Below are 25,651 nucleotides of genomic sequence, written 5' to 3'. Positions count from 1 at the left end.
CCTAGTCGCGATCTATCGCGTTTGGGTACGCTGCTGTCGTGGACCTCCAAAAACGCCCTTCGCAGCCCGCCCCCAGCGCTCCCACGGCGGACCCGACCGTCCTGCGTGCCTCCGACGCGGACCGGGACCGGATCGCGGACATCCTGCGCGAAGCGCTCGCGGAGGGCCGGCTCGACGCGGACGAGCACGCCGAGCGGATCGACCGGGTCTACCGCGCCAAGACCGTGGGCGAGCTGGAGCCGCTCGTGCGGGACCTGCCCGGCGTGCACGCCGCCCGCCCGACGGTCGTCTCCCCGGCGCCCGACCAGCCCGCGCCCGGCACCGTCCCGCCGCTGCCGGGGGAGAACCTGGTGGCGGTGTTCAGCTCGACCGTCCGCAGGGGCCGCTGGCGCGTGGGCCGCCGTACGCACGCGTACGCCGTGTTCGGCAGTGTCGAGATCGACCTCAGCGAGGCGATCTTCGAGTACCCGCAGGTCTACATCAAAGCGGTCTCCGTCTTCGGCAGCGTCGAGATCAAGGTCCCGGAGAACATCTCGCTGCGCGGCAGCGGCGGCGGCATCCTCGGCAGCTTCGAGGTGGACGCGATGGACGCGCCCGAGGCCGAGGCGCCGGTCGTGTACGTCGACGGGGTGGCCGTGCTCGGCAGCATCGAGGCGCGGCCCCGGCGCGGCAAGGTCATCGCGAACCTGGAGAAGCACCTGCGCAAGCACTTCGGCTGAACGCACGGCTCCGCGAGGGCGCCCGGGTGAACTCCTGTATGCGCTCGGGAACTTCCGTGCTTCGGAACTCAGTGCATAGGCGTCGACACAGCGGGTAGAGCTTGCTGCATCGTCTACCGATCGACCCCTGTTGCCTTTGAAGCTCGCGAAAGCCGTCGTTAGCCGTCGTCAGGAGTAGACCGTGCTGCATCCGCCGCATCAGTCCCTGCAGGTCGCCGCCGTACCGCAGCAGCGGGGGCCAGCCAGGGACAGGGATCAGGACGCGCCCTGGCACACGGAGGCCGTGTGCAGGCGCGACGAGGCGGGACTCTTCTTCGCCCCTTCCAAGGAGCCCACCGCCGCGCGCCTCTCGCGCGAGGATGCGGCCAAGCGGGTCTGTGCCCGCTGTCCCGTGATGGTCGAGTGCCGTGAGCACGCGCTGCTCCAGCCGGAGCCGTACGGGGTGTGGGGCGGCCTGACGGCGGCCGAGCGCCGGGTGGTCCTCGCCCGCAGGCGCCGGCGCGACGTGGAGCTCAAGAAGGCGGCGCGAGCGGTGGCCGCCGCCGGCTGAGCCGGTTCCGTACGCGTTCGGGGGCGCCCTGTGCGAACAGGGCGCCCCCTCACGGCTTCACTGCGCCGGCGCCTCGACCGGTCTGTTCGCACAGGTCTGTTAGGCAGGTCTGTTAGGCAGGCTTGCTCGACCGGCCTGTTCGGCAGGTCTGGTCGACGGGTCTGCTCGGCAGGTCTGTTCGGCAGGTCTGGTCGACGGGTCTGCTCGACCGGCCTGTTCGGCAGGTCTGGTCGACCGGCCTGCTCGACCGGCCTGCTCGACCGGCCTGTTCGGCAGGTCTGCTCGGCAGGTCTGCTTGTCGGGCCTACTTGGCCCGGTCGAAGTCGATCGCGCTGTAGGCACGCAGCTTGCTCAGCCGGTGCTCCGAGTCGATCTGCCGGATCGTGCCGGACTTGGAGCGCATCACGAGGGACGACGTCGTCGCCGTCTCCGAGCGGTAGCGCACGCCGCGCAGCAGCTCGCCGTCGGTGATGCCGGTGGCCACGAAGAACACGTTCTCCCCGGAGACCAGGTCGTCGGTGGACAGGACGCGGTCCAGGTCGTGCCCCGCGTCGATGGCCCGCCGGCGCTCCTCCTCGTCCTTGGGCCACAGCTTGCCCTGGATCACACCGCCCAGGCACTTCATGGCGCAGGCCGAGATGATGCCCTCGGGGGTGCCGCCGATGCCGAGCATCAGGTCCACGCCCGTCCCCTCGCGCACGGCGAGGATCGAACCGGCCACGTCGCCGTCCGAGATCAGCTTGATGCGGGCGCCGGTCTCCCGGATCTCCTTGATCATGCCCTCGTGGCGGGGCCGGTCGAGGATGACGACGGTGACGTCCTCGGGGGAGGCCTTCTTCGCCTTGGCGACGCGGCGGATGTTCACCGACACCGGCGCGTTGATGTCCACGAAGTCCGCGGCCTCCGGGCCGGTGACCAGCTTGTCCATGTAGAAGACGGCCGACGGGTCGAACATGGTGCCGCGGTCGGCGGCGGCCAGCACGGCGATCGCGTTCGGCATGCCCTTGGCGCACAGGGTCGTGCCGTCGATCGGGTCGACGGCGATGTCGCACTCGGCGCCCGTCCCGTCCCCGACCCGCTCGCCGTTGAACAGCATCGGGGCCTCGTCCTTCTCGCCCTCGCCGATGACGACGACGCCGTTCATCGAGACGGTGGAGACGAGGGTGCGCATGGCGCGCACGGCCGCGCCGTCCGCTCCGTTCTTGTCGCCGCGGCCCACCCAGCGGCCCGCGGCCATGGCGGCGGCCTCGGTGACGCGGACGAGTTCCAGGGCGAGGTTGCGGTCGGGGGCCTCGGAGGGGACCTCGAGTTCGGACGGCAGCTGGTGATGCTGATGCTCGGTCATCGAGACGCACCTTTCTGTTCCGGCGTTGGTGTTTCGCCGGGATACGACAAATGAGGAGGGGCGCCCGAAGGGCTCAGTGCAAGGGCGGTGGTGGGCGACGGGCGGGCGGATGAGGGTTGTTATGGGGCGAACTCTATCGCCCGTACGACAATCTGAGCAGACCACCCCACGAATGAGCGGTTCCGTTCATGACAGGTGGCGCATTTCGGGACGCAACAGGGGACCTGACGGCGGAGATCGATCGGCCACCTGCGACGATGGGGCGCGTGGCAGGAAGAAATGGCAAGAAGACGGTGGGCAGCCTGGTGCTGTCCCTGGGTGTCTGTGTCGTGACGGCGGGCGTGGTCTATCTCTTCGTCCCGCACGACGACTCCAAGGAGACCCCGGTCCCGCGCGTGGACTACCGGGTCGAGCTCCTGTCGGCCCGCCGCGCGGCCCCTTATCCGGTGGCCGCCCCCGAGGGCCTGTCCAAGTCCTGGAAGGCGACCTCGGTGCGTTACGAGGCGGAGCGGAACGAGACCTGGCACCTCGGCTTCCTCGACCCCGACGGCCAGTACGTCGCCGTCGAGCAGTCGACCGACAAGCCGGCCCGGTTCATCGACGACGCCAGCCAGGGCGCCGAGGCGACCAGCGGCAAGCAGTCGATCAACGGCGCGGAGTGGCAGCGCTACAAGGGCGACAAGTACGACGCCCTGGTGCTGAAGGAGAAGGGCTCCACGACGGTGGTGACCGGCACCGCGGGCTTCGGTCAGCTGACGAAGATGGCCGAATCGCTGAAGATGGAGCGGGCCGAGTCCGCGTGATCCGTACATGCAGGAAGGGCCCCCGGCGACATCGCCGGGGGCCCTTCCTGCATGTACTGCGGTGGCTCAGACGGTCGTGATGACCTGGTCGAGCTCCAGGCGCGGGGAGCGCGGGAACCAGGCGTCGTCGCCCGGCTTGCCGATGTTGACGATCATCAGCGGGGTGTGGTCGGCGTCCAGGAACTCCTTCTGGACACCGTCGAAGTCGAAGCCGGTCATCGGGCCCGCGGCCAGACCGGCGGCGCGCACGCCCATGATGAAGTAGCCGGCCTGCAGCGTGGCGTTGACCAGCGCGGCCTGCTCGCGGACCGGGCGCTCGGAGAAGAACGCGTCCTTGGCCTGCGGGAAGTGCGGGAAGAGCTGCGGCAGCTCCTCGTGGAACTCGTTGTCCGCGGAGAGGATCGCGACCAGCGGGGCCGAGGCGGTCTTCGGCTGGTTGCCCTCGGCCATGTGCTTCACCAGGCGCTCGCGAGCCTCGGCGGAACGGACCAGGGTGATGCGCAGCGGCGACTGGTTGAAGGCGGTCGGACCGTACTTGACCAGGTCGTAGATCGCCTGGACCTGCTCGTCGGTCACCGGCTCGTCGGTGAAGGTGTTCGCGGTGCGGGCCTCGCGGAAGAGCAGGTCCTGGGCGGCGGGGTCAAGAACGAGGGACATCGATCAACCTTCTCGTGGGGATCAACTGATGACTCCGACCGTACGCCCAACGAGGTTCAACTTTCAACAAAAGCCTTCGTGATGCTGTTCACAAGGAGCCCGGACGTCACTCCTCGTCCTCGTCCGCCGCCCCTGCGTCGTCACCGTCCTCACCGTCGGCGCCGTTCGCGTCCGCCAGCGCCGCGTCGAGCCGGGCGCGCGCCCCGTCCAGCCAGCGGCGGCACACCTTCGCCAGCTCCTCGCCGCGCTCCCACAGCGCGAGGGACTCCTCCAGAGAGGTGCCGCCCGCCTCCAGGCGCCGTACGACATCGATCAGCTCGTCCCGCGCCTGCTCGTAGCCGAGCGTCGCGTCGGCCGGCTGGTCCTTCGTGCTCGCGTTCGTCTTCGCCATCGCCTTGTCCCTCATGCTTCTTCTGTGACTCGTACGGAGAACTCGCCCTCGGCGACCCGGGCCCGCAGCGGCTCGTCCGGGCCCACCTCGTCCGGGCCGCGCACCACGTGCCCGTCCGGCTTCTGCAGCACCGCGTAACCGCGCTTGAGGGTGGCCGCGGGGGAGAGGGCCACCACGCGTGCGTGCGTGTGCGTCAGCTCCGACTCGGCGCGGTCCAGGAGGTGGCCGAGGGTGCGCCGTGCGCGGTCGGCCAGCGCCGCGACCTGCTCCTCCCGCTCGTCCACCATGCGGTGCGGATCCTCTATGGAGGGGCGGGCGAGCGCCGCGGCGAGCCCGCGCTCCTCCCGCTCGATGTACGCCTCCACGCTGCGCCGGGCCCGGTCCCGCAGGAAGCGCACCCGCTCGTACTCCTCGCCCACGTCCGGCACCACCTTCTTCGCGGCGTCGGTCGGGGTGGAGGCCCGCAGGTCGGCGACGTAGTCGAGCAGCGGGGTGTCCGGCTCGTGGCCGATCGCGGAGACGACCGGGGTGCGGCACGAGGCCACGGCCCGCACCAACTGCTCGTCGGAGAACGGCAGCAGGTCCTCCACGCTGCCGCCACCGCGCGCCACGACGATCACGTCCACGTCGTCGAGCGCGTCCAACTCCTTGACCGCCTGAACCACTTGGGGCACCGCGTGCACGCCCTGCACCGGCACGTTGCGCACCTCGAAGCGGACCGCCGGCCAGCGCCTGCGCGCGTTCTCCAGCACGTCACGCTCCGCCGCCGAGGCGCGCCCGCACACCAGGCCGATGAGCTGCGGCAGGAACGGCAGCGGCTTCTTGCGGTCGGCGGCGAACAGCCCCTCCGCGGCCAGCGCCTTCTTCAACTGCTCCAGACGGGCCAGCAGTTCACCCATCCCGACCAGACGGATCTCGGCGGCGCGCAGCGAGAGCTGGCCGCGCGGCGCGTACCACTCCGGCTTCGCGTGCACCACGATCCGGGAACCCTCCCGCACGGCGTCCGCCACCGCGTCGAACACCTGGCGGTAGCAGGTGACCGAGACCGAGATGTCGTGCGAGGGATCGCGCAGCGTCAGGAACACGACACCGGCGCCGGGCCGCCGGGACAGCTGCGTGATCTGCCCCTCGACCCACACGGCACCGAGCCGGTCGATCCATCCGCCGATCAGCCGCGACACCTCGCCGACGGGGATCGGGGTGTCCGGGGACGTGTTGACAGCCATGCCGCGAGCGTAGCCGCAGCCACCGACATCGCCGTATGTACGACCATCGGGACGGCCCCCGCGCGGGGGTGCGGCGTGGTGGCGGCGCGGGCCACGGACGGCTTCCTAGCGTCGCAGGATGACGCGAACCACCCGCACTCCCCTGGCCGTCGCGGCCACCGCCTCCCTCGCCTGCACGGCCGGTCTCGGGCTCGCGCTGCCCGGCACGGCGGCCGGCGCCGGGGCGCTCCGCGACACCGTGACCATCGGCAACCCCGTGGCCGGCAGCAACGGCTTCGGTGTCGTCACCGAGGCGGACGCCACCCTCGGCAGCACCGAGTCCGAGGGCCCCGTCGCCGTCGGCGGGAACCTCCGCTTCGGCGACGGCTACAACGTGGCCCTCAACGACACCGGCAGCTATGTCGCCCCCGGCGACTCCCAGCCCATCGCGCTCCTGGTCGGCGGCCGCGTCGACTACGCGGGCAGCAGCCCCGTCGGCGTGCTGAGAGTGCTGCGCGACGGGTACGTGAAGATCGGCGACATGACCGGCGGACAGGCCCTGACCACCGACCAGAACGGGGCCTTTGTCGACACCCGGGTGGACACCACGGGCAGCGCCTACGACTCCACCCCGCGCATCGAACTGACCACACGGGAGTCGGCCGCCGCGGTCGCGCAGTCCGGCCTGATGGACTTCCCCGCCCTGTTCACGACGTACCGGGAGCGCGCCCAGCGGATGAACCGGTGCGCGACCAATGTCGTGCTGCGCGACGGGAACGGCACCCCACTGGGTGACCAGGACGCCGTCCCCGCGAACGCCAACCTGAAGATCACGCTCACCGAGGGCGTCACCAACGTCCTGCACATCACCGGCGCCAACCTGAACGACATCGCCGATCTGACGTTCACCAACCAGCCCAGCGCCTCGACCCCGCTGGTCGTCGTGGTCGACACCTCGGCGGAGGGCGGCGACTACACCTGGCGCACGCCCACCCTCGCCGGGGTCGGCGGCGCGCAGGCGCCCTACATGCTCTGGGACTTCCCGGACGCCACGAAGATCACCATCGCCGACGGGGACACCCTGGAGGGCACGCTCTTCGCCCCCTCCGCCGACGTCACCGACCTCGACCCCGCCAACATGGAGGGCGACGTCATCGTGAAGTCGCTGGTCGCGGGCCCGCTGACGGCGAGTGGCAGCACGGACGTGAACGCGGGGGAGATCCACTACTTCCCGTTCGCGGCGGAGCTGGAGTGCTCCGACAAGAAGCCCGCGAACGCCACGCTCACCCCGGCGCCGTCCTCCTCGTCCGTGACGCCGACGACCACAGCGACGCCGACGCCTACGCCTACGCCTACGCCGACCGCGACGCCTACGCCGACCGGTTCCCTGTCGCCCTCGCCGACCCCGACCCCGACCCTGACCCCGGCCCCGACCCCGGCTCCCTCGACGTCGCCCGCCGCGACACCGTCCTCGCAGCCCTCGCCGACCGGTCCCGAACTGGCGAACACCGGTGCCGGCCGGCGGACCGGACTGCTCGGGGTGATCGCCGTCGGCGCGATCGGCACGGGGAGCGCGGCCCTGATCTGGGCCCGGCGCCGCAGGACGCGCTGAAAGGCACGCTGAAGGCGCGCTGGAAAAACGTCACGCCTGGGGTGCGGCGGGCTCCCGTCCCCGCTGCACCACCAGCACCACCAGACCCACGGCCAGCCAGATCGCGCCGACCACCTGCGCCGTGCCGGACGCCTCCACGATCACCGCGACCGTGATCGCGGCACCGACGACCGGGATGACCAGATGCCGCCACCAGCTGATCTGCTCCCCGCGGCGGCGCACCACGAAGTAGCCGACCACGCTCGCGTGCAGCAGCGTGAACGCGGTCAGGGCGCCGATGTCCACGACCGACGTCAGTTGGTCGAGACCGTCGTCACGGCGGGCCGCCCAGACCGCCGCGATCAGCGTGATCACCGCGGCCACCAGCAGCGCGGCGCGCGGCACGCCCGAGTCCGTGCGGGACAGCGCCTTCGGCAGCCGCCGGTCGCGGGCCATCGCGAACAGCAGCCGCCCGGCCGCGGCCTGCCCGGCCAGGGCCGCGAACGCCGCGCCGATCGCCTTGCTCACCGCCACCAGGTCGTGGAGCCAGGTCCCGGCCGCCTCGTTCACGGTGTCGTAGAACGCGGACCCCTGCTTGGCGGGATCGGCGGCCAGCTGTGCCGACGTCGTCGGCTCCAGGAGGGCCGCCAGGTAGGTCTGCGCGATGAACAGCACACCGGTGAGGACCAGGCAGAACAGCACCGCCCGCGCCACCTTCGCCGAACCGCCGGTGACCTCCTCGGCGAACGTGGCGATGGCGTCGAAGCCGAGGTACGAAAGCACGGCCACCGACACCGCGGCGAGCACCGCCGACAGGGCGAACGTGCCCTGGGTGCCGTCGCCGGTCAGCGGCGACAGCCAGCCGCGCTGCGCGCCGTCCGTGGCGAGAACCACGATCGCGGAGACCATGAAGATCACCAGCACCGTGATCTCCATCGCCAGGACCGCGAAGCCGACCCGGGCCGCCGCCCGGACGCCCCACAGGTTGAGCAGGGTCGTGACGACCACGGCGAGCGCCGTCCACACCCACCGCGAGACGTCCGGCACCAGCGAGTTCATCGCGATCCCGGAGAACAGGTACGCGACGGCCGGGATGAGGAGATAGTCCAGCATCGCCATCCAGCCCGCGATGAAGCCGGGCCCCTTTCCGAGCCCCACGCGCGCGTAGGCGTAGACGGACCCGGCCCGGGGAGCGACCCGCACCATCTGCGCGTAGCTGAATGCGGTGAACGCCATCGCGATCGTGGCGACGACGTAGACGAGGGCGACGGCGCCGTGGGACTTCGCGTCCAGGGTGCCGAAGACGCCGACGGGTGCCATGGGGGCGATGAACAGGAGCCCGTAGACCACAAGGTCGCGAAAGCCGAGGTCCCGCCTGAGCGTGGCTTCCTCAGGGGTCCTCTCGGGGGTGGTGCCGGCGGACATCGCGCCTCCGTATGTCGCCCGTTTCCAAGCACAGACACGTGCACAGATCTTCAGTCTCTGTAAGCGCGCCGTTTCCGGCCTGTCGAACGGGGGATCTTTGGCCCGCCCGGTGCCCCCTTACGATGGGGAACATGACTGCTACCACTGGCTCCCGCCGCGTCCTGCTCGCCGCCCCCCGTGGCTACTGCGCCGGTGTGGACCGTGCCGTGATCGCCGTCGAGAAGGCCCTGGAGCAGTACGGGTCTCCGATCTACGTCCGCCACGAGATCGTGCACAACAAGTACGTCGTGCAGACGCTGGAGCGAAAGGGCGCCATCTTCGTCGAACAGACGGAGGAGGTCCCCGAGGGCTCGATCGTGATGTTCTCGGCGCACGGCGTCGCACCGACCGTCCACGAAGAGGCGGCGCGCGGCCGGCTCGCCACCATCGACGCGACCTGCCCGCTCGTCACCAAGGTCCACAAGGAAGCGATCCGGTACGCGAACGAGGACTTCGACATCCTCCTGATCGGGCACGAGGGCCACGAGGAGGTCATCGGCACGTCCGGCGAGGCCCCCGACCACATCACGCTGGTCGACGGCCCCGAGGATGTCGCCAAGGTCGAGGTCCGCGACCCGGAGAAGGTCGTCTGGCTCTCCCAGACCACGCTCTCCGTCGACGAGACGATGGAGACCGTCGACGCCCTGAAGACCAAGTTCCCGGGGCTCGTCTCCCCGCCGAGCGACGACATCTGCTACGCCACGCAGAACCGCCAGCTGGCCGTGAAGCAGATGGGCGCCGAGGCCGACCTCGTCATCGTCGTCGGCTCGCGCAACTCGTCGAACTCCAAGCGGCTCGTCGAGGTCGCCAAGCTGGCCGGGGCCAAGGACGCGTACCTGGTCGACTTCGCCAGCGAGATCGAGGAGTCCTGGCTGGAGGGCGTCGGCACGGTCGGTGTCACCTCCGGCGCCTCGGTCCCGGACGTCCTCGTCGAGGAGGTCCTGGAGTGGCTCTCGCAGCGCGGCTACGCGGACGTGGAGATCGTGAAGGCGGCCGAGGAGTCGATCACCTTCTCGCTGCCCAAGGAGCTCCGCCGTGATCTGCGCGCCGAGGCCGCGGCGCTGATGCAGGGCTCCACCGAGAGCTAGACCGGGTGATCCGACGGGTGATCCGTCGGGTGATCCGCGGACGGGTCCGTAGACGGGCCCGCCGGCGGTTCCGTCGGCGGTTCCGCCCACAAGAAGTGAGGGTCGGCGGCGCGTCGTACCGTGGGTCCATGGAGATCTTCGGTGTGGACATCGGCGGATCAGGGATCAAGGGCGCTCCGGTCGACCTGGAGCGCGGCGATCTCTCCCAGGAGCGGTTCAAGGTGCTGACTCCGCAGCCCGCCACGCCCGACGCGGTGGCCGACGGCGTCAAGGAGGTCGTCGACCACTTCGGGGTCAGATGCGACCGGGTCGGCATCACGTTCCCCGGCGTCGTCACGGGCGGCGCCACCATCCGCACCGCGGCCAATGTCGACAAGGGCTGGATCGACGTCGACGCCCGCGCGCTGCTCAGCGAGCGGCTCGGCGGCCTTCCGGTGACGATCATGAACGACGCCGACGCCGCCGGCGTCGCCGAGATGCACTTCGGCGCGGGCCGCGGCCGCAAGGGCACGGTGCTGCTGCTCACCTTCGGCACCGGCATCGGCAGCGCCCTGTTCTCCGACGGCGTCCTGGTGTCGAACACGGAGCTGGGCCATCTGGAGCTCGACGGCCACGACGCCGAGCACCGCGCCTCCACCAAGGCCAAGGAGGACCACGACCTCAGCTGGGAGCACTGGGCCAAGCGCGTCACCAAATACCTGGCGCATGTGGAGATGCTGTTCTCGCCCGAGCTGTTCATCATCGGCGGCGGCGTCAGCCGCAAGGCCCACAAGTTCCTGCCGCTGATCCAGGGCATCAAGGCGGAGATCGTCCCCGCCGAGCTGCAGAACAACGCGGGGATCGTGGGCGCGGCGATGTCCGCCTCGCGCGCGTAGCGCTCCGGACGGGTCAGGCCCGGCGCGGCCTGGGTGCCTTCGGCGGCTCCTGACCGGCCCCGGCTCCGGGCCCGTGCGGTCCGGTCCGGCGCTGCTGGGCGGCCTTGCGCGCCATCAGCCGCACCTTCCGTACGGTCACGACAAGACCGGCGACCAGCGTGCCGCCGTACAGCCAGCCGGCGCTCGTCGCCAGCATCGTCACCAGGTTGGCGAGGTGCGTACTGAGGTCGCTGCCGCTGTCGGCGACGAACAGCGCGCCGAGGGCGTACGCGATGGGCACCGAGACCGGCGCCGCGACCAGGTCGGCCTTGCGCACCCATCCCGCCGCGAGCCCGCTGACCAGCAGGAACAGCACGCCGTACACGGCGACGGAGCCGCCGAACAGCACGCCGTCGAGGAACCCGAGCACCAGCATCGCCACCACGCAGAACAGGCCGCCGCCCAGGCCCGTCAGGCGCGGGTTCGGGAAGCGGCGCAGCGCACGCAGCAGCGGCGGCAGCCGCCGGGCCGTGCCGCCGCCGCCCGCGCGGTACACGGTGGCGGACTCGGCGGGCACGTCGCCGCCCTGTGCCTGCGGAGGCAGGGCGGCGGGGCCGCGACGGGGGCGGGATTGCGGGGGACGCGTCCTGTGTTGCTCCACAGGCCCAACATAGGTGGGCTTATAGGCGCAATACGCCGCGGGACACGCGGTTGGGCCAAGCTTGACTGTTGTTGGCTCGGGCGTTCGATACGCCGCAGGTCCGAAGAGACCGAGGCCGTAGACTGGTGGACCGCCCACACCTCTCCTCCTCTTGTACGGGAAGTCGCAACGTGTCGCTCACGATCGGAATCGTCGGTCTGCCCAATGTCGGCAAGTCGACCCTGTTCAACGCCCTGACCAAGAACGACGTGCTCGCGGCCAACTACCCGTTCGCCACGATCGAGCCCAACGTCGGCGTCGTGGGCGTCCCGGACTCCCGCCTCACCAAGCTGGCGGAGATCTTCTCCTCGCAGAAGGTCCTCCCGGCGACGGTGGACTTCGTCGACATCGCGGGCATCGTGCGCGGCGCCTCCGAGGGCGAGGGCCTGGGCAACAAGTTCCTGGCGAACATCCGCGAGTCGGACGCGATCTGCCAGGTCATCCGCGCCTTCAAGGACGAGAACGTCGTGCACGTCGACGGCAAGGTCTCGCCCAAGGACGACATCGAGACGATCAACACCGAGCTGATCCTCGCCGACCTCCAGACCATCGAGAAGGTCCTGCCGCGCCTCCAGAAGGAGTCGCGCATCAAGAAGGACGTGGCCCCGAAGGTGGCGGCGGTCGAGGCGGCCAAGGAGATCCTGGAGAAGGGCGACACCCTCTTCTCCCAGGGCATCGTCCAGGGCAGCGGCAACGAGGAACTCCTCCACGACCTGCACCTCCTCACCACCAAGCCCTTCCTCTACGTCTTCAACGTCGACGAGGACGAGCTGACGGACGAGACCTTCAAGGCCGAGCAGAGCGCGCTGGTCGCCCCGGCCGAGGCGATCTTCCTCAACGCCAAGCTGGAGGCGGACCTCGCCGAGCTCGACGAGGAGGACGCCCTGGAGCTCCTGGAGTCGGTCGGCGCCGAGGAGCCCGGCCTGGCCACGCTGGCCCGCGTCGGCTTCAACACGCTCGGCCTCCAGACGTACCTGACGGCGGGCCCCAAGGAGTCCCGCGCCTGGACGATCAAGAAGGGCGCCACGGCCCCCGAGGCGGCCGGTGTCATCCACACCGACTTCCAGAAGGGCTTCATCAAGGCCGAGGTCATCTCCTTCGACGACCTGGTCGAGACGGGCTCGGTGGCCGACGCCCGCTCCGCGGGCAAGGCGCGCATGGAGGGCAAGGACTATGTGATGCAGGACGGGGACGTGGTGGAGTTCCGGTTCAACGTGTAGCGGCTGACGTATCGCCACGTCGCTGATCTGGCAAACATGCAGGTCAGAGAGGGTCCGGCTCTTCGGGGTCGGGCCCTTGGTTTTTTCCCGTGCTGGGATGGTGCTGGGATAGCTGACCCCTCGTCACCTGTCATCACCCCTGGTCATCCGTACCGTGCTGGGATGGTGCTGGGATGGGATGAGGAGCCCGTGCTGGGTTTCGGGCAGTGATCTGACCGGTGCGCGGGGAGGGCGGGACGGGGTTTCATCCACACATCTTCTTCACGGCTCTGGGGCGCCGTGCGGAGGCGTGGCGCTTTTCCTACTCGTTTGACACACTCGGGGTATGGGTGAGACGACGTACAGCATCGGGGAAGGTCCGGCGACGCGGGTGAGCCTGTCGCTGCCGGAGGGGACTGCGGAGGCGATCCGGGCGCGGGTGGGGAAGCGGGAGTTCTCCGCGTTCATCGCCGAGGCGGTCGAGCGTGAGCTGCGCGGGCAGGTCCTGGACGAGTACCTGGCGGACTACGAGAGCCGCAAGGGGCCAGTTTCCGAGCCGGCTCGTCAGCGGGCGCGGCAGGTCTTCGACGAGGTGTTCGCCGAGGAGGCCGAGTGGCCCGCCGCAGGCTGAGTCACGAGGGGACGCTCGTCCTCGACAGTGAGGGGCTTTCGAAGCTGCTCGCTGACGAAGAGCAGGTGGTGGCTCTGATCGCTGAGGCGCGGTCGCGTGGCATGGAGGTCGTGATCAGCGCGCTCACCATCATCGAGGCCGTCCACGCCCGTACGAACAAGTCACGCCTGAACTGGGTGCTTTCCGGGCTGCGGGTCGTCCCGGTCGGTGACGAGGAGGCGAGGGCTGCCTCGAAGTTGCTGATGAATGCCGGGTTGCACGGACACAAGTACGCGATCGATGCGGCCGTCGCCGAGGCCGCGCTGCGACAGCACCGCCCCGTGGTCATGCTGACTTCCGATATTGACGACATGGCCAAGCTGTGCGGCGAGCGGGTCCGGCTCGTGACGGTGTGATTTCCCTTGGTCCGGCTCAGTAGGAGCGGGGTCCGTAGGGGCTCCAGTGACCGAGGAATGGCTTGAGGTCGTCGCCGCTGGGTTTCGGCGGCGTGGGCAGTCTCAGCGCTGAGGCCGATTCGGTGAGGTTTTGGAGGTGCGCATCCGCGAACGCGAGCCACGCCTCGACCTCGGTCCGCTCCTGCCCGGGCGGAAGTGATGTGGCATGGACGCCTACTGCTGCGACGTATTCAGTCAGGCGGCTGGCCTGGTACCAGGTGTCTGCCTGTTCTCCGAGGTGTTTGACGCGGTAGGCGTGGGCGTAGGCGGCGTAGGCGGCGTAGGCGGCGTGGGCTTCCTGCATGGCGGCTTCCCAGCGCTTTTGCTGTACCTCTCTGGCTTGCTGGTCTGCAAGGCGTTTGCGTTCTGCGGCCTCGCCGCGGAGTCCGACCTCCTGCACGATCTCGGCGAGTTGTTCTTCCAGAGGCCGGTCGGGGAGATCTGCCCATTCGCTTGCACGGTGCGGGCTGCCGCCGCGGAGTATGAAACGCAGGCGGCTGGAGGGGGTGTAGTCGAAGCGGGGGATGCGCATCCATGAGTGCTTCTTGGCGTCGGCGAGTTCCTTGTCCGTGGGGACGTGTTCGCTGCGTTCCTGTTCTTGAAGGACGAGGAAGTCGACGCTTTCGCCTTGGGCGGTGATGGTGAAGTGCGGTGGCGCCTTGCGGCGCCGATGGGGCGGGGGCGCGCCTTGTGTGGTTCCGAGCGCTGCCTTGTGGCCTTGGGCTTCGGTGGCGGTGATGAGGGTTTGGATGATGCGCAGGGCTCGGCCCTGGAGGGGTTTGGTCAGGCCCATGGGCTGCGGCTGCTTTTGGAGAGCGGCCACGACGGCATGGGGTTTGGTGAGTCTGGCCGGCACAGGGAGTGGGGTGAGCTCCGCGAGGCGCCAGGCAGGGATGTCGACCAGCTTGATCTCGTAGCCGCGGTGGGTGCGGTACCCGTACAGCTCCTGCGTGTGGGGGATCTTGCCGGACTTGCGGGCAGCGTTGACCCGAGACGCCCAATTCACCGCGTGCGGGCCGGATTCGATAGGCTTGATGAGACAGTCGTCGTTCGCAGCGGCCAGTTCATCGAGTAGCTGGTCCGCGTAGTTCGCAAGGGCCTTCGGCACGGTTCGGGGGCGCGGCGGTGCCGATTTTCGGGCGGGGCGCTCCGGCGGTCGGGTGCTCTGCTCCACGGGGCGGATGCCGCGTTCGATGAGATGCTGCCGCCCCTTCTCGGTGAGGTGGGCGCTCCAATGCCCGCGGCGTTTGGTGACTTTGATGAGCCCTCGGTTCTGCAGGGCTTGTCCGCTGGTCTTGTACGTGCTGTCTGGCCAGACTCCGTCGGGACACCCCTGGCCCACCCAGTCGAGCACGGCCTGCTGCCGCTTGTTGAGGGCCTGTTCCATATAGCCTCCCGCCGTTCCTTGGGTGCCCTGCCACCGGAGACGATGCCCGCTGCCCTTGCGGGAATTCTGGGCTGCTGAAAGGACTCCTCGTTCGGATGAGAGATATAGAGGGCGTGTTTACGGCGAGAGTCCCGGGCGGCTACGCAGCCTCGTCGCGCATGGCGGACTGGGCCGACTCGCTTTCGACGCCGATGACTTCGACGGTCACGCCGCGAGCGGCGAGGGCCTTCGCGGTCTGGGCCAGGGTGATGGCGGAGAACGGGAAGAGGGAGTCCGGCGTGAGCTTGGCTCCGTCCTTCAGAAGGATCGCGAAGACGACGCGGCGCGGGGTGAAGTCCTCGGGGATGCTGCGGGCCGGATCGCTGTTGACGTGTACGGACCGGGCGAACTCCGCGCGTACGGCCGCGTTCTCGAAGAGGAGCTCAACGGAGACGCGCGCCTGGCTGAACAGGTGACTCAGCGGGCTTGAGGAGTGCGCGGGCTTCACGAGGACAAGAGTGTCGTCCTCGGTGAACAGGTCGCAGATCTCGACGGAGTTGCTTGCCCGAAAGGGGTTGTGGACATTCTTCTTGTCCAGGCAGACCCAGCCGCGACGGGCCTGGGCGGCCAGCTTGTTGTAGTCGCCTTCGTCTACGGGACGCATCACGCGCATACCCTTCTTGTTGAGCTTCTCGACGAGCGGCCAGCGGGGGAGATCGACGGAGGGCGCGTCGGGGAACAAGGGAGCCACGGTCTCGTTGACGTTGCGCAGGTAGCCCGCCCCGAGCTCGTACCACTCACCGTCGAGCAGACAGAACGTGCGGGAGCCGAGGGAGAAAGTGGCCTCGATCCACTTCATGGCGGTTTCCTTGGACAGGGCTTCCAGGGAGGCGGTGCGCGGGGCGAGCGCGGTCCGTGCGGAGAGCGTGTCACGAAACAGTTCGACGGTGCCCTGCCGGAGCGCCGTGACGCGGGCGCCTGCCTTGATCACACGGGCCCGCTCCAGGACGTAGTCGAGACTGAACTCGTCCCGGAGGTGGGGCGGGCATGACCCGATCTTGATGGTGCAGGCGGTGGACCGGGGCAGGTCGGTGCTCTGGGAGAAGGGGACGGCGGCGATGATCCGGCCGTCTGCGGGACGGCCGAGCGTGGCGTCCAGTTCCGCGTCGAGCGCGTCGATGAGGGAAGGGTCCTTGACCGCGGTGATGTGCTCGACGAAGGCCAGGTCGGGGTGGGGAACGACGTGCTCGCAGATCGCGGCGATGGCGCGGATGTCCTTGATCAGTGTGGCGGGGGTGGTGCCGAGTTTGATACGGAGTCCGATGCCGCCCTCCGCGGTCATGGCCCCGTTCCTGGTGCCGCTCCCTGCGGTGAGGTCGACTTCGTCGAGGTAGCCGCCGAGGTGGCGGATGATCCGCCCGTGGTCTCGGAGTCCGAGTGCCGGTACGGAGGCGCCGGCATGGATCAGGGAACTGTCGATGCGCGCCTGGCCGAGGACGCTGGCAGTGAAGTCCCGCACCTGCCGCGGGTTGATGGCGCGGATACCGAAGGACAGACCGAAGCGCGCGTCCTTGAGCTGGGTGGGAAGAAGCCTGTACCCCTGGTCGAAGCCGATCGCGTACACCGCGCCGTCGACGGCGAGCACGAGCAGTGCGCCGGTGCGCTGCTCGCTCTGCAGCAGGTCCGACTCGTCGGTGAGCCGGAGGATGTCCTTGCCCCAGGCGGCTTCCTCCTTCGCTACGGCGAAGGACACCGCGAGGGCGGGAACTCCCAGGTGATCGCTGACGTCGCGCACGACCGCGTCCAGGGTGTCGAGGGCGTCGACGTCGAGGGCTTCGAGCATCGACTCAGGGGTCGCCTTGACGTGGGTCAGGCGGTACAGGGTGCGCTTCGACGCGGTGCTGGACACAGAGGTCTCCTGGGGCGAGGTTGCGGTGCGGTTCGGTAACACGAGCGGCCTTACGGGACGGGTGGTGTCGAGGCGGACAGGGGTGAGTGCCCGGCAAGGGAGCAGGAGGTGCGGCGATGAGGACGCGGGTGCGGTCGGACTCGTATGGGGCTGGCGTCCCGGCGGGTGGTGCCGGGGTGATGGTGACGAAGGTGCCAGAAGATTGGAGGTGAAATTTTTCGAGAACCTGATAACCCTGGTTATCAATCGCTCGAAAAAATGAGAGCTCGACCGGCTGTAGCGTGTGAGGTGCCCTGGGAGAAACGTTCTCGACCGAGAGCACGAGGCAGGCGTCACGAAGGGAGCGGAACCGCATGGCCGGCACACGTGAAGCGACCGCTCCCATCCTGCCCGAGGAGATCTCCTGGCGGATCAGTTACGCCGAAATCGGGACCTTGGCCCAGGTCCAACGTCCCGTCGTCACCACCTGGGCCCGCCGGCACGCGGATTTCCCCGAGCCCGTTGCTTACGAGGGGGCCAGTCCGCTCTTCGACGGCCGTGAAGTCGCCGAATGGCTCCTGTCTACCGGCCGCGGCAATGCCGACGCCGACCAGATCCGGGCGGAGCTGGTGCTGCACACCCTGTCCGCCTGGCGGCGCGCGATCCCTGCCCGCACGCTGGTCGACACGGTGACCGCGCTGCTCTGCCTGCGCCAGCTCCTCGACCAACCGCTCTCCGAGCTGCCGTGGCGCACGATCCTGGAGCGCGCTGCGGAGACCGACTTCGAGGACGCCTATCTCCACAAAGAACTGCGCGACCTGCCGGACGCCGAACGTCAGGGACCCCTGCTCGCCGTACTCGCCGATCACCTTACCGAGGCCGCCTACACCCCGGCCGACGCGCTCGAACGGGTCATGGACGCGCGCCGCCGCCTGGGCTGCGACGACCTCGCCGCCGACGAACCGATTCCGCTGGTGAGTCGGGCGATGGCCCGTCTGACCGGCCTCGCGCGACTGAACGAGCGCGAGGAAGGAGCCACGGCCGCCGTCCTGTATCCCCGGAGCGGCGATCTGCTGGTCGCCCTGCGCGATTCCGTGTCCGATGCCGAGGATTCACCCTTCTTCCTCTCCGCGGACCCGATGCCGGACCTGGCCCGGCTCGCCCGCCGCCGCCTGATGGCGCAGGGCGTCCAGGAATTCGAGATGGACCTTGCGGACGGCGAGGAACTGGCCACGGACGACTGGGGAAACCCGCACGTCATCGTCTGCTGCCTTCCTTACGAGGCGGCCGAGGCCCGCAGCCCGCTCGCCGTCCTGCAGAGCCTGCAAGACCTCACCGACCTCCTAGCCGAGGACCGCACAGCCGTCGTCCTGGGCCCTGCCGACGCGCTCGTCCGGCCCCTGCCTGCGCGCGGGGAGGCGGACCGTCTGCGCCGGGATTTCCTGGAACAGCACCTCCTTAAGGCAGCGATCAGCCTCCCCGAAGGCGTGCTTCCTTTCCGCCCGGCCCACCGCACCGCGATCTGGATCCTGCACCGCACCCCCGAAGACAAGCGCACTGGCCAGGTCCTCCTTGCCGACCTCTCCTCACACGCCCTCACCCCGCAGACCCTGGACGCACTAGCCGAGGACATCGACATCTTTCGCGACGCGGGCTGGCGGGCAGACAGCCGCCACGAACCGCGCAACGCCGCCGTCGTCCGGGCCACCGCGCTGACCGGCGCACCGGGTGCCGCGTTCACCCCGCAGCACCGCCCGCACGCCGACCGCTACACCCGCACCGTCGTCGAACGCCCAGCCCGAATCTCCGAGACCGAACTCCGCCTCCAGCAGCTGATCGACGCCACCCGTAGCGCCCTCGACCACGCGCCCACGATCCGCGCCAACGCCGTCCTGCGCCCCGACGACCAGCCGGCCCGCCGCACCACCGTGGCCCGCCTGCTCAAGGACCGCCGCCTGCGCCGACTGCCCGGCCACCGCATCGCCGCCGAACACCTCCTCACCGGCGGCGCGGGCCACTACACGGTCCTCACCCCGGCCGAGATCACCGGCAGCGCGCCGGTCGGCAGCCACCGCATCGACCGCGCCGTACTCCTCAACACCTACGAGCACGCCTACTTCACCGAACCCGGCGACATCGTCGTCACCGCCACCCCGAGCTTCGGCGCGTACATCGACGACGAGGGCCTGTCCGTGGTCGCCTTCCCCGCCCGTGTCCTGCGCGCACGGTCCGACGCCGAGCACCCCGTACGGCCCCGCGTCCTGGCGGCGCTCCTGCGCTCGGCGGCCACCGAACACCGGCGGGTGAGCGGCGCGGTCCGCTCCGCCCGCCGCATAGAGGACCTCCTCATCCCCGACCTCCCCGGCGACGAGGCCGAGCGTTACGACGCTCTACTGGCCGACATTGCCCGCCGCACGGCCCTGCTGCGCCAGCACGCGGCGGCCCTCGACGACCTGACCTCCCTGACCGCCGCCGGCCTCGTCGACGGCACACTGACCCTCACTGACCCCCTCTCGCCTGATCTTTCGTCCGATTCTTGAAGGAGACCCGAGCGCCCATGCCTCCCCGGAAGAAGAAGCCCGCTGACCAGGCGGAGCTGTTCACCGCATCCACGCCCAAGGAGATCCAGGCCATCCTCTGGAAGGCCGCCGACAAGCTGCGCGGCTCCATGGACGCCAACCAGTACAAGGAGTTCGTCCTCGGCCTGATCTTCCTCAAGTACGTCTCCGACGCCTTCGAAGAGCGTCGCGAACAGCTCGCCAAGGAGCTCGCGGAGGAAGGCATTGCCAAAGACCGCCTGGAGGAGTTCCTGGAGGACCAGGACGAGTACACCGGGCACCACGTCTTCTGGGTGCCCGAGAGTGCCCGTTGGTCCTCGATCTCCGCCAACGCCAAGAGCGGCAACGTCGGCGAGGTCCTCGACCAGGCGATGGACGCCATCATGAAGGCCAACCCGTCGCTGACCGGCGTCCTCCCCAAGATCTTCAACAAGGACAACGTCGACAAGAAGCGCCTGGCCGAACTCGTCGACCTCATCACCGACGCACGCTTCGGCGGCAGCGACGACAAGCCCGCCCAGGACGTCCTCGGCGAGGTCTACGAGTACTTCCTCGGCAACTTTGCCCGCGCGGAAGGCAAGCGGGGCGGTGAGTTCTACACCCCGAGCAGCGTCGTCCGCCTCCTGGTGGAGGTCCTGGAACCGTACGAGGGCCGGGTGTACGACCCGGCCTGCGGCTCCGGCGGCATGTTCGTCCAGGCCGCCAAGTTCATCGAGGCCCACCGTGGCCGCGGCCACAAGGCCGACATCTCCGTCTACGGCCAGGAACTCAATGAACGCACCTGGCGCCTGGCCAAGATGAACCTCGCCATTCACGGCATCGACGGCAATCTCGCCGCCCGCTGGGGCGACACCTTCGCCGACGACAAACACCCGGACCTCAAGGCCGACTACGTCATGGCCAACCCGCCCTTCAACATCAAGGACTGGGCGCGCAACGAGTCGGACCCGCGATGGAAGTACGGCGTCCCGCCGAGAGGTAACGCCAACTACGCCTGGCTCCAGCACATGATCAGCAAGCTGGGGGAGCGGGGAACGGCTGGCGTCGTCCTTGCCAACGGCTCGATGAGCAGCCAGCAGAGCGGGGAGGGGGAGATCCGACAGGCGCTGGTCGACGGCGACATGGTGGCGTGCATGGTCGCGCTGCCGGCGCAGCTGTTCCGGACGACGGCCATTCCGGCTTGCCTGTGGTTCCTGGCGAAGGACAAGTCGCCGGGGGGCGTGAAGGGGCAGAAGGTTGCGGCCGCGGACCGCCGGGGCGAGATCCTGTTCATCGACGCCCGGGACATGGGCGAGATGGTCGACCGTACTGAGCGGGTGCTGACGGAGGCCGATCTCGCGAAGATCGCGGGGACTTATCACGCGTGGCGGGGGACGACGAGCGCGAAGGACGCGGGGGAGACGTACGCGGATGTGCCGGGGTTCTGCGCGAGCGCGGACCTGAAGACGGTGCAGGAGCACGGGTACGTGCTGACGCCGGGGCGGTACGTCGGGGCGACTGAGGCGGAGGAAGAGGATGCCGAGGCGGTCGCGGAGAAGATTGCGCGGCTGACCGGGGAGCTGTACGAGCTGTTCGATAAGTCGGACGAGCTGGCGAAGTCGGTGCGCGAGCAGCTGGAGAAGATCGATGGCTGAGCGTACTACTTCCACTTTCCTGGAGTTGATTCACCGAGGTGTACTAGAGATCGGTGATGGATACCGGGCAAAGAATAGCGAGCTTGATGGAGATGGCCTCCCGTTTATGAGGGCGGGGAATCTTACGGATCAAGGCTGGAAGACAGATGGCTTGGAGCGGTTTCATCGCCATCTCGCAGATAAGATTTCTGGGAAAGTTTCCCGTCACGGAGATACGGTAATCACGACTAAGGGGAACAGTACGGGGCGGACCGGCTACGTTGCGCCTGGAATGGCTCCGTTTGTGTATTCCCCGCATCTCAGTTTTTGGCGCACTCTCGATCCATGCCAAATTGACGCCCGGTATCTAAGGTATTGGGCGATCGGTCCGGAGATGGCTGATCAGCTTGCTTCGATGGCGCATGGCACAGATATGGCGCCGTACCTGAGTCTGAGCGACCAGAAGCGGCTGAGGATTTCACTCCCTGAAATCTCGCAGCAACGTGCCATTGGCGCTATCCTCGGGGCGCTGGACGACAAGATCGCCGTCAATGAGCGCATCGCGGTCACGGCGGACGAATTGGCCTTGGCTCTGGCTCTCGATGAGCGATGGGAAAAACGGATTCGGCTGGGCGAGATCGCCGACCTCAGTAAGGTTCAGCAGGTCCCTCAGGAGATGTCCGACGATCTCGTCGATCACTACAGCCTGCCGGCCTTCGATTCCGGGAAGGCTCCTGATCGTTGTTCTCCGCTCTCGATTAAGAGCGGGAAGTTTGTGATCGATTCCCCTGCGGTCCTTCTGTCCAAGCTGAACCCTGAGATTCCAAGGGCTTGGGATGTGGTGCCAGATAGGTCGGTTCCCTCTCTGGCGTCAACGGAGTTCTTGGTTCTTGTGCCTGGACTTGGCATCTCCACGCATGAACTCTGGTCGGTAGTGGCGCAGCGGAAGTTCCTTGAGGAACTGGCGGCGAAGGTCACCGGAACGTCCAAGAGTCACCAGCGTGTGCGTCCAGCAGAGGTGATGGAGACGGAGGTGGTCGACCCCCGGCAGTTCGGCGAGGTCGGCGGCCAGATTCGTTCCCTGGCCCAGTCGATTCTCGCGGCTCGCCGTGAGTCGAAGACCCTTGCCACCCTCCGCGACACCCTCCTCCCCCAACTCATGTCCGGCCGCCTCCGCGTCAAGGACGCCGAGAAGATTGTCGAGGACCATGTATGACCACGCACGGGAACGACGACGGCTGCAGCGACACCCCCAACAACCCCGACACCTCCACCCCCGACAACTTCCGCCCCCTCGAAATCGACTGGGAGTTTCTCGCCCTCGAAGAGCTCGTGGAGCTCGACTGGCCGAAGGCCGAGGGCAATGAGCTCGCGCCCGGTTCCGGGCACCGCCGTTCCTGGGACGACCTGATCCTCTACTCCGATCTCCGCGAGGCCATCGAGCGGCTCAACCCCGACCTCCCCCCGGAGGCCGTCCGTGAGGCCCTCGCGACCGCCTCGACCCCGGCCTCCCAGGACACGTACGAGGAGAACCGGACCGCGCACGGCTACCTGACCGACGGCGTCCACTCCGTCACGTACACCGACGCGCTCGGCGCCGAGCACACCCCGACCGTCCGGATCGTCGACCTGGAGCACGCGGACGCGAACACATACCGCGCCGTCCGTCAGGTGACCGTGATCAACGGTGAGCGCAACCGCCGCTTCGACCTCGTCCTGTACGTCAACGGCCTCCCGCTCGCCGTCATCGAGCTCAAGCGGGCCGGCGACCCGAACGCCACCCTGTCCGCCGCGCACACCCAGATCCGGCACTACATCGAGGAGTTCCCGACCGCCTTCCGCTACAACGCGGTCGTACTGCTCTCCGACGGCATCACCGCGAAGTACGGCACCCCCTTCACCCCGTACGAGCACTTCGCCCCGTGGAACACCGACGAGTTCGGCGCCCGCGTGGACACCGTGGACGCTGCTGCCGTCCACGCCGACGCCGACGCCGATGCCGACGTCCCGACCGGCCAGGACCTCGCCCTGCACGGCCTGTTCACCCAGCCGCGCTTCCTCACCCTGGTCCGGTCCTTCATCAACTTCGTGGTGGCCAAGCGCATGAAGCGGATCGCGAAGCCGCACCAGTACTTCGCGGTCACCCGTGCCGCCGACGCCGTGCGCCGCGCCGCCGCGACCGACGGCAAGGCCGGCGTGGTCTGGCACACCCAGGGCTCGGGCAAGTCCGAGGAGATGGTGCTGACCACCAACCTCGTCATGCGCGACCCCGCTCTGCACAACCCCACCGTGGTGGTCGTCACCGATCGCACCGATCTCGACGACCAGCTCTTCGACACGTTCAAGGAGAGCGAGGTCCTCCCCGAGCAGCCTCACCAGTTCCTCAACCGCGCCGCACTCCGCGAAGAGCTTGCCGCCAAGCGCACCGGCGGCATCCTGTTCACCACCCTGCAGAAGTTCGGCCGTACCAAGCAGGAGAAGGAATCCGGGACCGACCACCCGCTCCTTTCCGAGCGGCGCAACATCGTCGTCGTGGTCGACGAGGCCCACCGCAGCCACTACGACCACCTCGACGGCTACGCCCGCCACCTGCGCGACGCACTCCCGCACGCCACGCTCCTCGCCTTCACCGGCACACCGATCTCCGAGGCCGACCGCAACACCCGTGAGGTCTTCGGCGACTACATCGACACCTACGACCTCAAGCGGGCCGCCGACGACGGCGCGACCGTGAAGGTCTACCACGAGAGCCGCGTTGTCCAGCTCGTCCTCGACCGCGACGTCGACCCCACCGCCATCGACACCGAGGCCGATCGCATCACCGACGGCCTGGACGATACCGAGCGCACCCGCGTCGAGCAGGCTGTCGCCACCATGAACGCCATGTACGGCGCCCCTGCCCGGATACGCGACCTGACCCAGGACCTGGTCGAACACTGGGAGGCGCGCCGTGCAGCGATGCTGCCGTTCGTCGCGGACGCCGACGACGCACCGGGCGGCGCCCCCGGCAAGGCGATGCTCGTCTGCGCCACCCGCGAGATCTGCGTTCGCGTCTATGACGCCCTGCGCGAACTGCGCCCCGACTGGCACACGGACGACCACACCACCGGCGCCATGAAGATCGTCTACTCCTCGGACTCCCGCAAGGACTCCAAGGAACTGCGCGTTCACGCCCTGCGCGACTCCCAGCGCAAGGCCGTCACCAACCGTGCCAAGGACCCCGAGGACGAACTCCAGCTCCTCATCGTCAACAACATGCTCCTGACCGGCTTCGACGCGCCGTCCATCCACACCATGTACCTGGACCGGCCGCTGCGCGGCGCCGGCCTGATGCAGGCCCTCGCCCGCGTCAACCGCCGCTTCCGCAAGAAGGAGGACGGCCTCCTCGTCGGCTACGCCCCCCTCACCGAGAACCTCCAGAAGGCCATCGCCGAGTACTCCGCCGACGACCAGGCCGACCGGACCCTCGGCCAGGACATCGACCGCGCCCTGGACGAACTCCGCAACGAGTACGACATCCTCGATCAGATGCTGATCGGCTGGAACTGGCGCGAACGCCTCTCCCGCCCCGACCCGAAGGCTTTCATCAAGGCGGCCTACACCACGGCCGAGTACCTCCGCAGCCCCGCCACCCCGGGCAACAACCCCGACCAGCTCGACGACCCGAACCAGACCCTCAGTCGCCGCTTCCGCGAGCACGGCTACCGCCTGGAGCGCTTCTTCGCCTTGGCCGGCTCCTCCGCCGACATCTCCTCCCGGTTCGGCGACCAGCCGTACTGGAAGCGCGACATCCAGTTCCTCGTCGAGGTCCGTACGTACATGGCGAAGCTCGACGCCATGGACCGCGAGGCACAGGGCCTGCCCGTCGCCCGCGACGTCGCCCTCTACCTCTCCCAGCTCACCTCCGCCGTCGTGGAGACCGGCGGTGTCACCGACCTCTTCTCCGAGGCCGGGCTGGACAAGGCCGACCTCACCCACCTCAACGACGCCCTTGTCGGCCGCCTGCAGAACAGCGAAACCCCGCACCTGGCCGCTGAAGCCCTGCGCCGCCTCGTCGAGCAGAAGATGCGCGAGCAGACCCGGCACAACATCGTCCGCCAGACCGCGTTCTCAGAGCGCCTTCAGGACCTGATGGCCCGCTACATGCGTCAGCAGCTCACCAGCGCCGAGATCATCGCCCAGCTGGTGGAACTGGCCAAGACGGTCGCGGAAGACGCTCGGCGAGGTGAGAAGTTCACCCCGCCGCTGGGGGACGACGAACTCGCCTTCTACGACGCGGTCGCCGACCTCGGCAGCGCCCGCGACCTCATGGGCGACGAGATCCTCTCCGGTATCGCTCGGGACCTCGTGGTCCAGGTCCGCAAGAACCTCAAGAAGGACTGGATCGCCCGCGAACCGGTCCGGGCCAGGCTTCGTGCCACCATCAGGCGTCTCCTGGCCCGCCACGGCTACCCGCCCGAGCAGTCCAAGGAAGCGATCGACCTGGTGATCCGCCAGATGGAACACTTCGCCGACAAGTGGTCCCAGGACGGCTCGGCCGCCGACGCATAGCCCCCGCTCATCTCGCTTCTGGCCCCGGCAAGCATCTGTTTGCC

Annotated in this window: 21 protein-coding genes; 13 read left to right on the top strand and 8 right to left on the bottom strand. The window is 68.8% G+C overall.

The window, feature by feature from the left end:
• The first annotated feature begins 38 nt into the window (after positions 1–38).
• Together J3486_RS25720 and J3486_RS25715 are read left to right on the top strand one after the other, a co-directional pair.
• Positions 39–719 carry a DUF1707 domain-containing protein gene (locus tag J3486_RS25720; protein WP_207824192.1) on the top strand — a complete coding sequence of 227 codons (681 nt, stop codon included), beginning with the start codon at positions 39–41 and terminating at the stop codon, positions 717–719.
• 181 nt (positions 720–900) lie between these two features.
• Positions 901–1,269 (top strand): WhiB family transcriptional regulator, encoded by a 369-nt coding sequence (locus J3486_RS25715; RefSeq protein ID WP_207824190.1) that lies wholly within the window; start codon positions 901–903, stop codon positions 1,267–1,269.
• A gap of 304 nt (positions 1,270–1,573) precedes the next feature.
• Here the strand turns inward: J3486_RS25715 and glpX are convergent, their stop codons facing one another.
• Entirely contained in the window at positions 1,574–2,614 is a 1,041-nt protein-coding gene (gene glpX, locus J3486_RS25710) for a class II fructose-bisphosphatase (RefSeq protein WP_207824188.1), read from the bottom strand.
• A gap of 266 nt (positions 2,615–2,880) precedes the next feature.
• On the opposite strand from glpX, the gene J3486_RS25705 reads away from it, so the two are divergent.
• Positions 2,881–3,417, top strand: coding sequence for a DUF4245 domain-containing protein (locus tag J3486_RS25705; protein WP_207824186.1), 537 nt, complete (start codon positions 2,881–2,883; stop codon positions 3,415–3,417).
• A gap of 66 nt (positions 3,418–3,483) precedes the next feature.
• On the opposite strand, the gene J3486_RS25700 is transcribed toward J3486_RS25705, so the two are convergent.
• From J3486_RS25700 to xseA, 3 genes are all read right to left on the bottom strand, one after another.
• Complete coding sequence (locus J3486_RS25700; RefSeq protein WP_207824184.1) at positions 3,484–4,074, bottom strand: malonic semialdehyde reductase; 591 nt, start codon at positions 4,072–4,074, stop codon at positions 3,484–3,486.
• Between the two features lie 106 nt (positions 4,075–4,180).
• The gene (locus tag J3486_RS25695) at positions 4,181–4,480 is read right to left on the bottom strand and encodes an exodeoxyribonuclease VII small subunit (protein ID WP_374194769.1); all 300 of its coding nucleotides are present in this window, start codon (positions 4,478–4,480) and stop codon (positions 4,181–4,183) included.
• Positions 4,477–5,691 (bottom strand): exodeoxyribonuclease VII large subunit, encoded by a 1,215-nt coding sequence (xseA, locus tag J3486_RS25690; protein WP_207824182.1) that lies wholly within the window; start codon positions 5,689–5,691, stop codon positions 4,477–4,479. Before xseA ends, J3486_RS25695 begins: the two co-directional genes overlap by 4 nt.
• Positions 5,692–5,809: 118 nt before the next feature.
• Between xseA and J3486_RS25685 the strand changes: the two genes are divergently transcribed.
• Positions 5,810–7,282 carry a choice-of-anchor A family protein gene (locus tag J3486_RS25685; RefSeq protein ID WP_207824180.1) on the top strand — a complete coding sequence of 491 codons (1,473 nt, stop codon included), beginning with the start codon at positions 5,810–5,812 and terminating at the stop codon, positions 7,280–7,282.
• A gap of 30 nt (positions 7,283–7,312) precedes the next feature.
• On the opposite strand, the gene J3486_RS25680 is transcribed toward J3486_RS25685, so the two are convergent.
• A complete protein-coding gene (locus J3486_RS25680) occupies positions 7,313–8,686 on the bottom strand; it encodes an APC family permease (RefSeq protein WP_207824177.1) in 1,374 nt (457 codons plus the stop codon).
• Between the two features lie 131 nt (positions 8,687–8,817).
• Between J3486_RS25680 and J3486_RS25675 the strand changes: the two genes are divergently transcribed.
• Together J3486_RS25675 and ppgK are read left to right on the top strand one after the other, a co-directional pair.
• Positions 8,818–9,813: a 4-hydroxy-3-methylbut-2-enyl diphosphate reductase gene (locus tag J3486_RS25675; protein WP_207824175.1), complete on the top strand. Its 996-nt coding sequence runs from the start codon at positions 8,818–8,820 to the stop codon at positions 9,811–9,813.
• A gap of 128 nt (positions 9,814–9,941) precedes the next feature.
• A complete protein-coding gene (gene ppgK / locus J3486_RS25670) occupies positions 9,942–10,688 on the top strand; it encodes a polyphosphate--glucose phosphotransferase (RefSeq protein WP_207824173.1) in 747 nt (248 codons plus the stop codon).
• Positions 10,689–10,701: 13 nt separating this feature from the next.
• Here ppgK and J3486_RS25665 read toward each other — a convergent pair whose 3' ends face one another.
• Positions 10,702–11,244: a DUF6542 domain-containing protein gene (locus J3486_RS25665; RefSeq protein ID WP_307804936.1), complete on the bottom strand. Its 543-nt coding sequence runs from the start codon at positions 11,242–11,244 to the stop codon at positions 10,702–10,704.
• Positions 11,245–11,498: 254 nt separating this feature from the next.
• Between J3486_RS25665 and ychF the strand changes: the two genes are divergently transcribed.
• The 3 genes from ychF to J3486_RS25650 all read left to right on the top strand — a co-directional run bounded on the left by ychF (position 11,499) and on the right by J3486_RS25650 (position 13,592).
• Entirely contained in the window at positions 11,499–12,587 is a 1,089-nt protein-coding gene (gene ychF, locus J3486_RS25660) for a redox-regulated ATPase YchF (protein WP_207824170.1), read from the top strand.
• A gap of 325 nt (positions 12,588–12,912) precedes the next feature.
• Positions 12,913–13,197: a hypothetical protein gene (locus tag J3486_RS25655; protein WP_093721254.1), complete on the top strand. Its 285-nt coding sequence runs from the start codon at positions 12,913–12,915 to the stop codon at positions 13,195–13,197.
• Complete coding sequence (locus J3486_RS25650) at positions 13,179–13,592, top strand: PIN domain-containing protein (RefSeq protein WP_207824168.1); 414 nt, start codon at positions 13,179–13,181, stop codon at positions 13,590–13,592. Before J3486_RS25655 ends, J3486_RS25650 begins: the two co-directional genes overlap by 19 nt.
• 16 nt (positions 13,593–13,608) lie before the next feature.
• Here J3486_RS25650 and J3486_RS25645 read toward each other — a convergent pair whose 3' ends face one another.
• Together J3486_RS25645 and J3486_RS25640 are read right to left on the bottom strand one after the other, a co-directional pair.
• Positions 13,609–15,018, bottom strand: coding sequence for a hypothetical protein (locus tag J3486_RS25645; RefSeq protein ID WP_207824166.1), 1,410 nt, complete (start codon positions 15,016–15,018; stop codon positions 13,609–13,611).
• A 139-nt stretch (positions 15,019–15,157) separates the two neighbouring features.
• Entirely contained in the window at positions 15,158–16,906 is a 1,749-nt protein-coding gene (locus tag J3486_RS25640) for a DUF6119 family protein (protein WP_207824164.1), read from the bottom strand.
• A gap of 353 nt (positions 16,907–17,259) precedes the next feature.
• Between J3486_RS25640 and J3486_RS25635 the strand changes: the two genes are divergently transcribed.
• The 4 genes from J3486_RS25635 to J3486_RS25620 are packed head-to-tail and all read left to right on the top strand — an operon-like array spanning position 17,260 to position 25,607.
• On the top strand, positions 17,260–19,425 hold the full coding sequence (locus J3486_RS25635) for a hypothetical protein (RefSeq protein ID WP_207824162.1): 2,166 nt from the start codon (positions 17,260–17,262) through the stop codon (positions 19,423–19,425).
• Between the two features lie 17 nt (positions 19,426–19,442).
• Positions 19,443–21,077 (top strand): class I SAM-dependent DNA methyltransferase, encoded by a 1,635-nt coding sequence (locus J3486_RS25630; protein ID WP_207824161.1) that lies wholly within the window; start codon positions 19,443–19,445, stop codon positions 21,075–21,077.
• Entirely contained in the window at positions 21,070–22,272 is a 1,203-nt protein-coding gene (locus J3486_RS25625; protein WP_207824159.1) for a restriction endonuclease subunit S, read from the top strand. Before J3486_RS25630 ends, J3486_RS25625 begins: the two co-directional genes overlap by 8 nt.
• Positions 22,269–25,607: a type I restriction endonuclease subunit R gene (locus J3486_RS25620; RefSeq protein ID WP_207824157.1), complete on the top strand. Its 3,339-nt coding sequence runs from the start codon at positions 22,269–22,271 to the stop codon at positions 25,605–25,607. The genes J3486_RS25625 and J3486_RS25620 overlap by 4 nt, the downstream gene beginning before the upstream one ends.
• The last annotated feature ends 44 nt before the right edge of the window (positions 25,608–25,651 follow it).

Origin of the sequence: Streptomyces sp. VRA16 Mangrove soil (assembly GCF_017377775.1) — a bacterium.
Classification (GTDB): Bacteria; Actinomycetota; Actinomycetes; order Streptomycetales; family Streptomycetaceae; genus Streptomyces.
This window is presented reverse-complemented; position numbering and strand designations above follow the sequence as displayed.

Excerpts from the sequence above, each read along its gene's own strand:
- glpX (WP_207824188.1), bottom strand. The coding sequence starts at position 2,614 with ATGACCGAGCATCAGCATCACCAGCTGCCGTCCGAACTCGAGGTCCCC.
- xseA (WP_207824182.1), bottom strand. The coding sequence starts at position 5,691 with ATGGCTGTCAACACGTCCCCGGACACCCCGATCCCCGTCGGCGAGGTG.
- J3486_RS25680 (WP_207824177.1), bottom strand. The coding sequence starts at position 8,686 with ATGTCCGCCGGCACCACCCCCGAGAGGACCCCTGAGGAAGCCACGCTC.
- J3486_RS25625 (WP_207824159.1), top strand. The coding sequence starts at position 21,070 with ATGGCTGAGCGTACTACTTCCACTTTCCTGGAGTTGATTCACCGAGGT.
- J3486_RS25700 (WP_207824184.1), bottom strand. The coding sequence starts at position 4,074 with ATGTCCCTCGTTCTTGACCCCGCCGCCCAGGACCTGCTCTTCCGCGAG.
- J3486_RS25675 (WP_207824175.1), top strand. The coding sequence starts at position 8,818 with ATGACTGCTACCACTGGCTCCCGCCGCGTCCTGCTCGCCGCCCCCCGT.
- J3486_RS25685 (WP_207824180.1), top strand. The coding sequence starts at position 5,810 with ATGACGCGAACCACCCGCACTCCCCTGGCCGTCGCGGCCACCGCCTCC.
- J3486_RS25695 (WP_374194769.1), bottom strand. The coding sequence starts at position 4,480 with ATGAGGGACAAGGCGATGGCGAAGACGAACGCGAGCACGAAGGACCAG.
- J3486_RS25635 (WP_207824162.1), top strand. The coding sequence starts at position 17,260 with ATGGCCGGCACACGTGAAGCGACCGCTCCCATCCTGCCCGAGGAGATC.
- J3486_RS25620 (WP_207824157.1), top strand. The coding sequence starts at position 22,269 with ATGACCACGCACGGGAACGACGACGGCTGCAGCGACACCCCCAACAAC.
- J3486_RS25645 (WP_207824166.1), bottom strand. The coding sequence starts at position 15,018 with ATGGAACAGGCCCTCAACAAGCGGCAGCAGGCCGTGCTCGACTGGGTG.
- J3486_RS25630 (WP_207824161.1), top strand. The coding sequence starts at position 19,443 with ATGCCTCCCCGGAAGAAGAAGCCCGCTGACCAGGCGGAGCTGTTCACC.
- ppgK (WP_207824173.1), top strand. The coding sequence starts at position 9,942 with ATGGAGATCTTCGGTGTGGACATCGGCGGATCAGGGATCAAGGGCGCT.
- J3486_RS25655 (WP_093721254.1), top strand. The coding sequence starts at position 12,913 with ATGGGTGAGACGACGTACAGCATCGGGGAAGGTCCGGCGACGCGGGTG.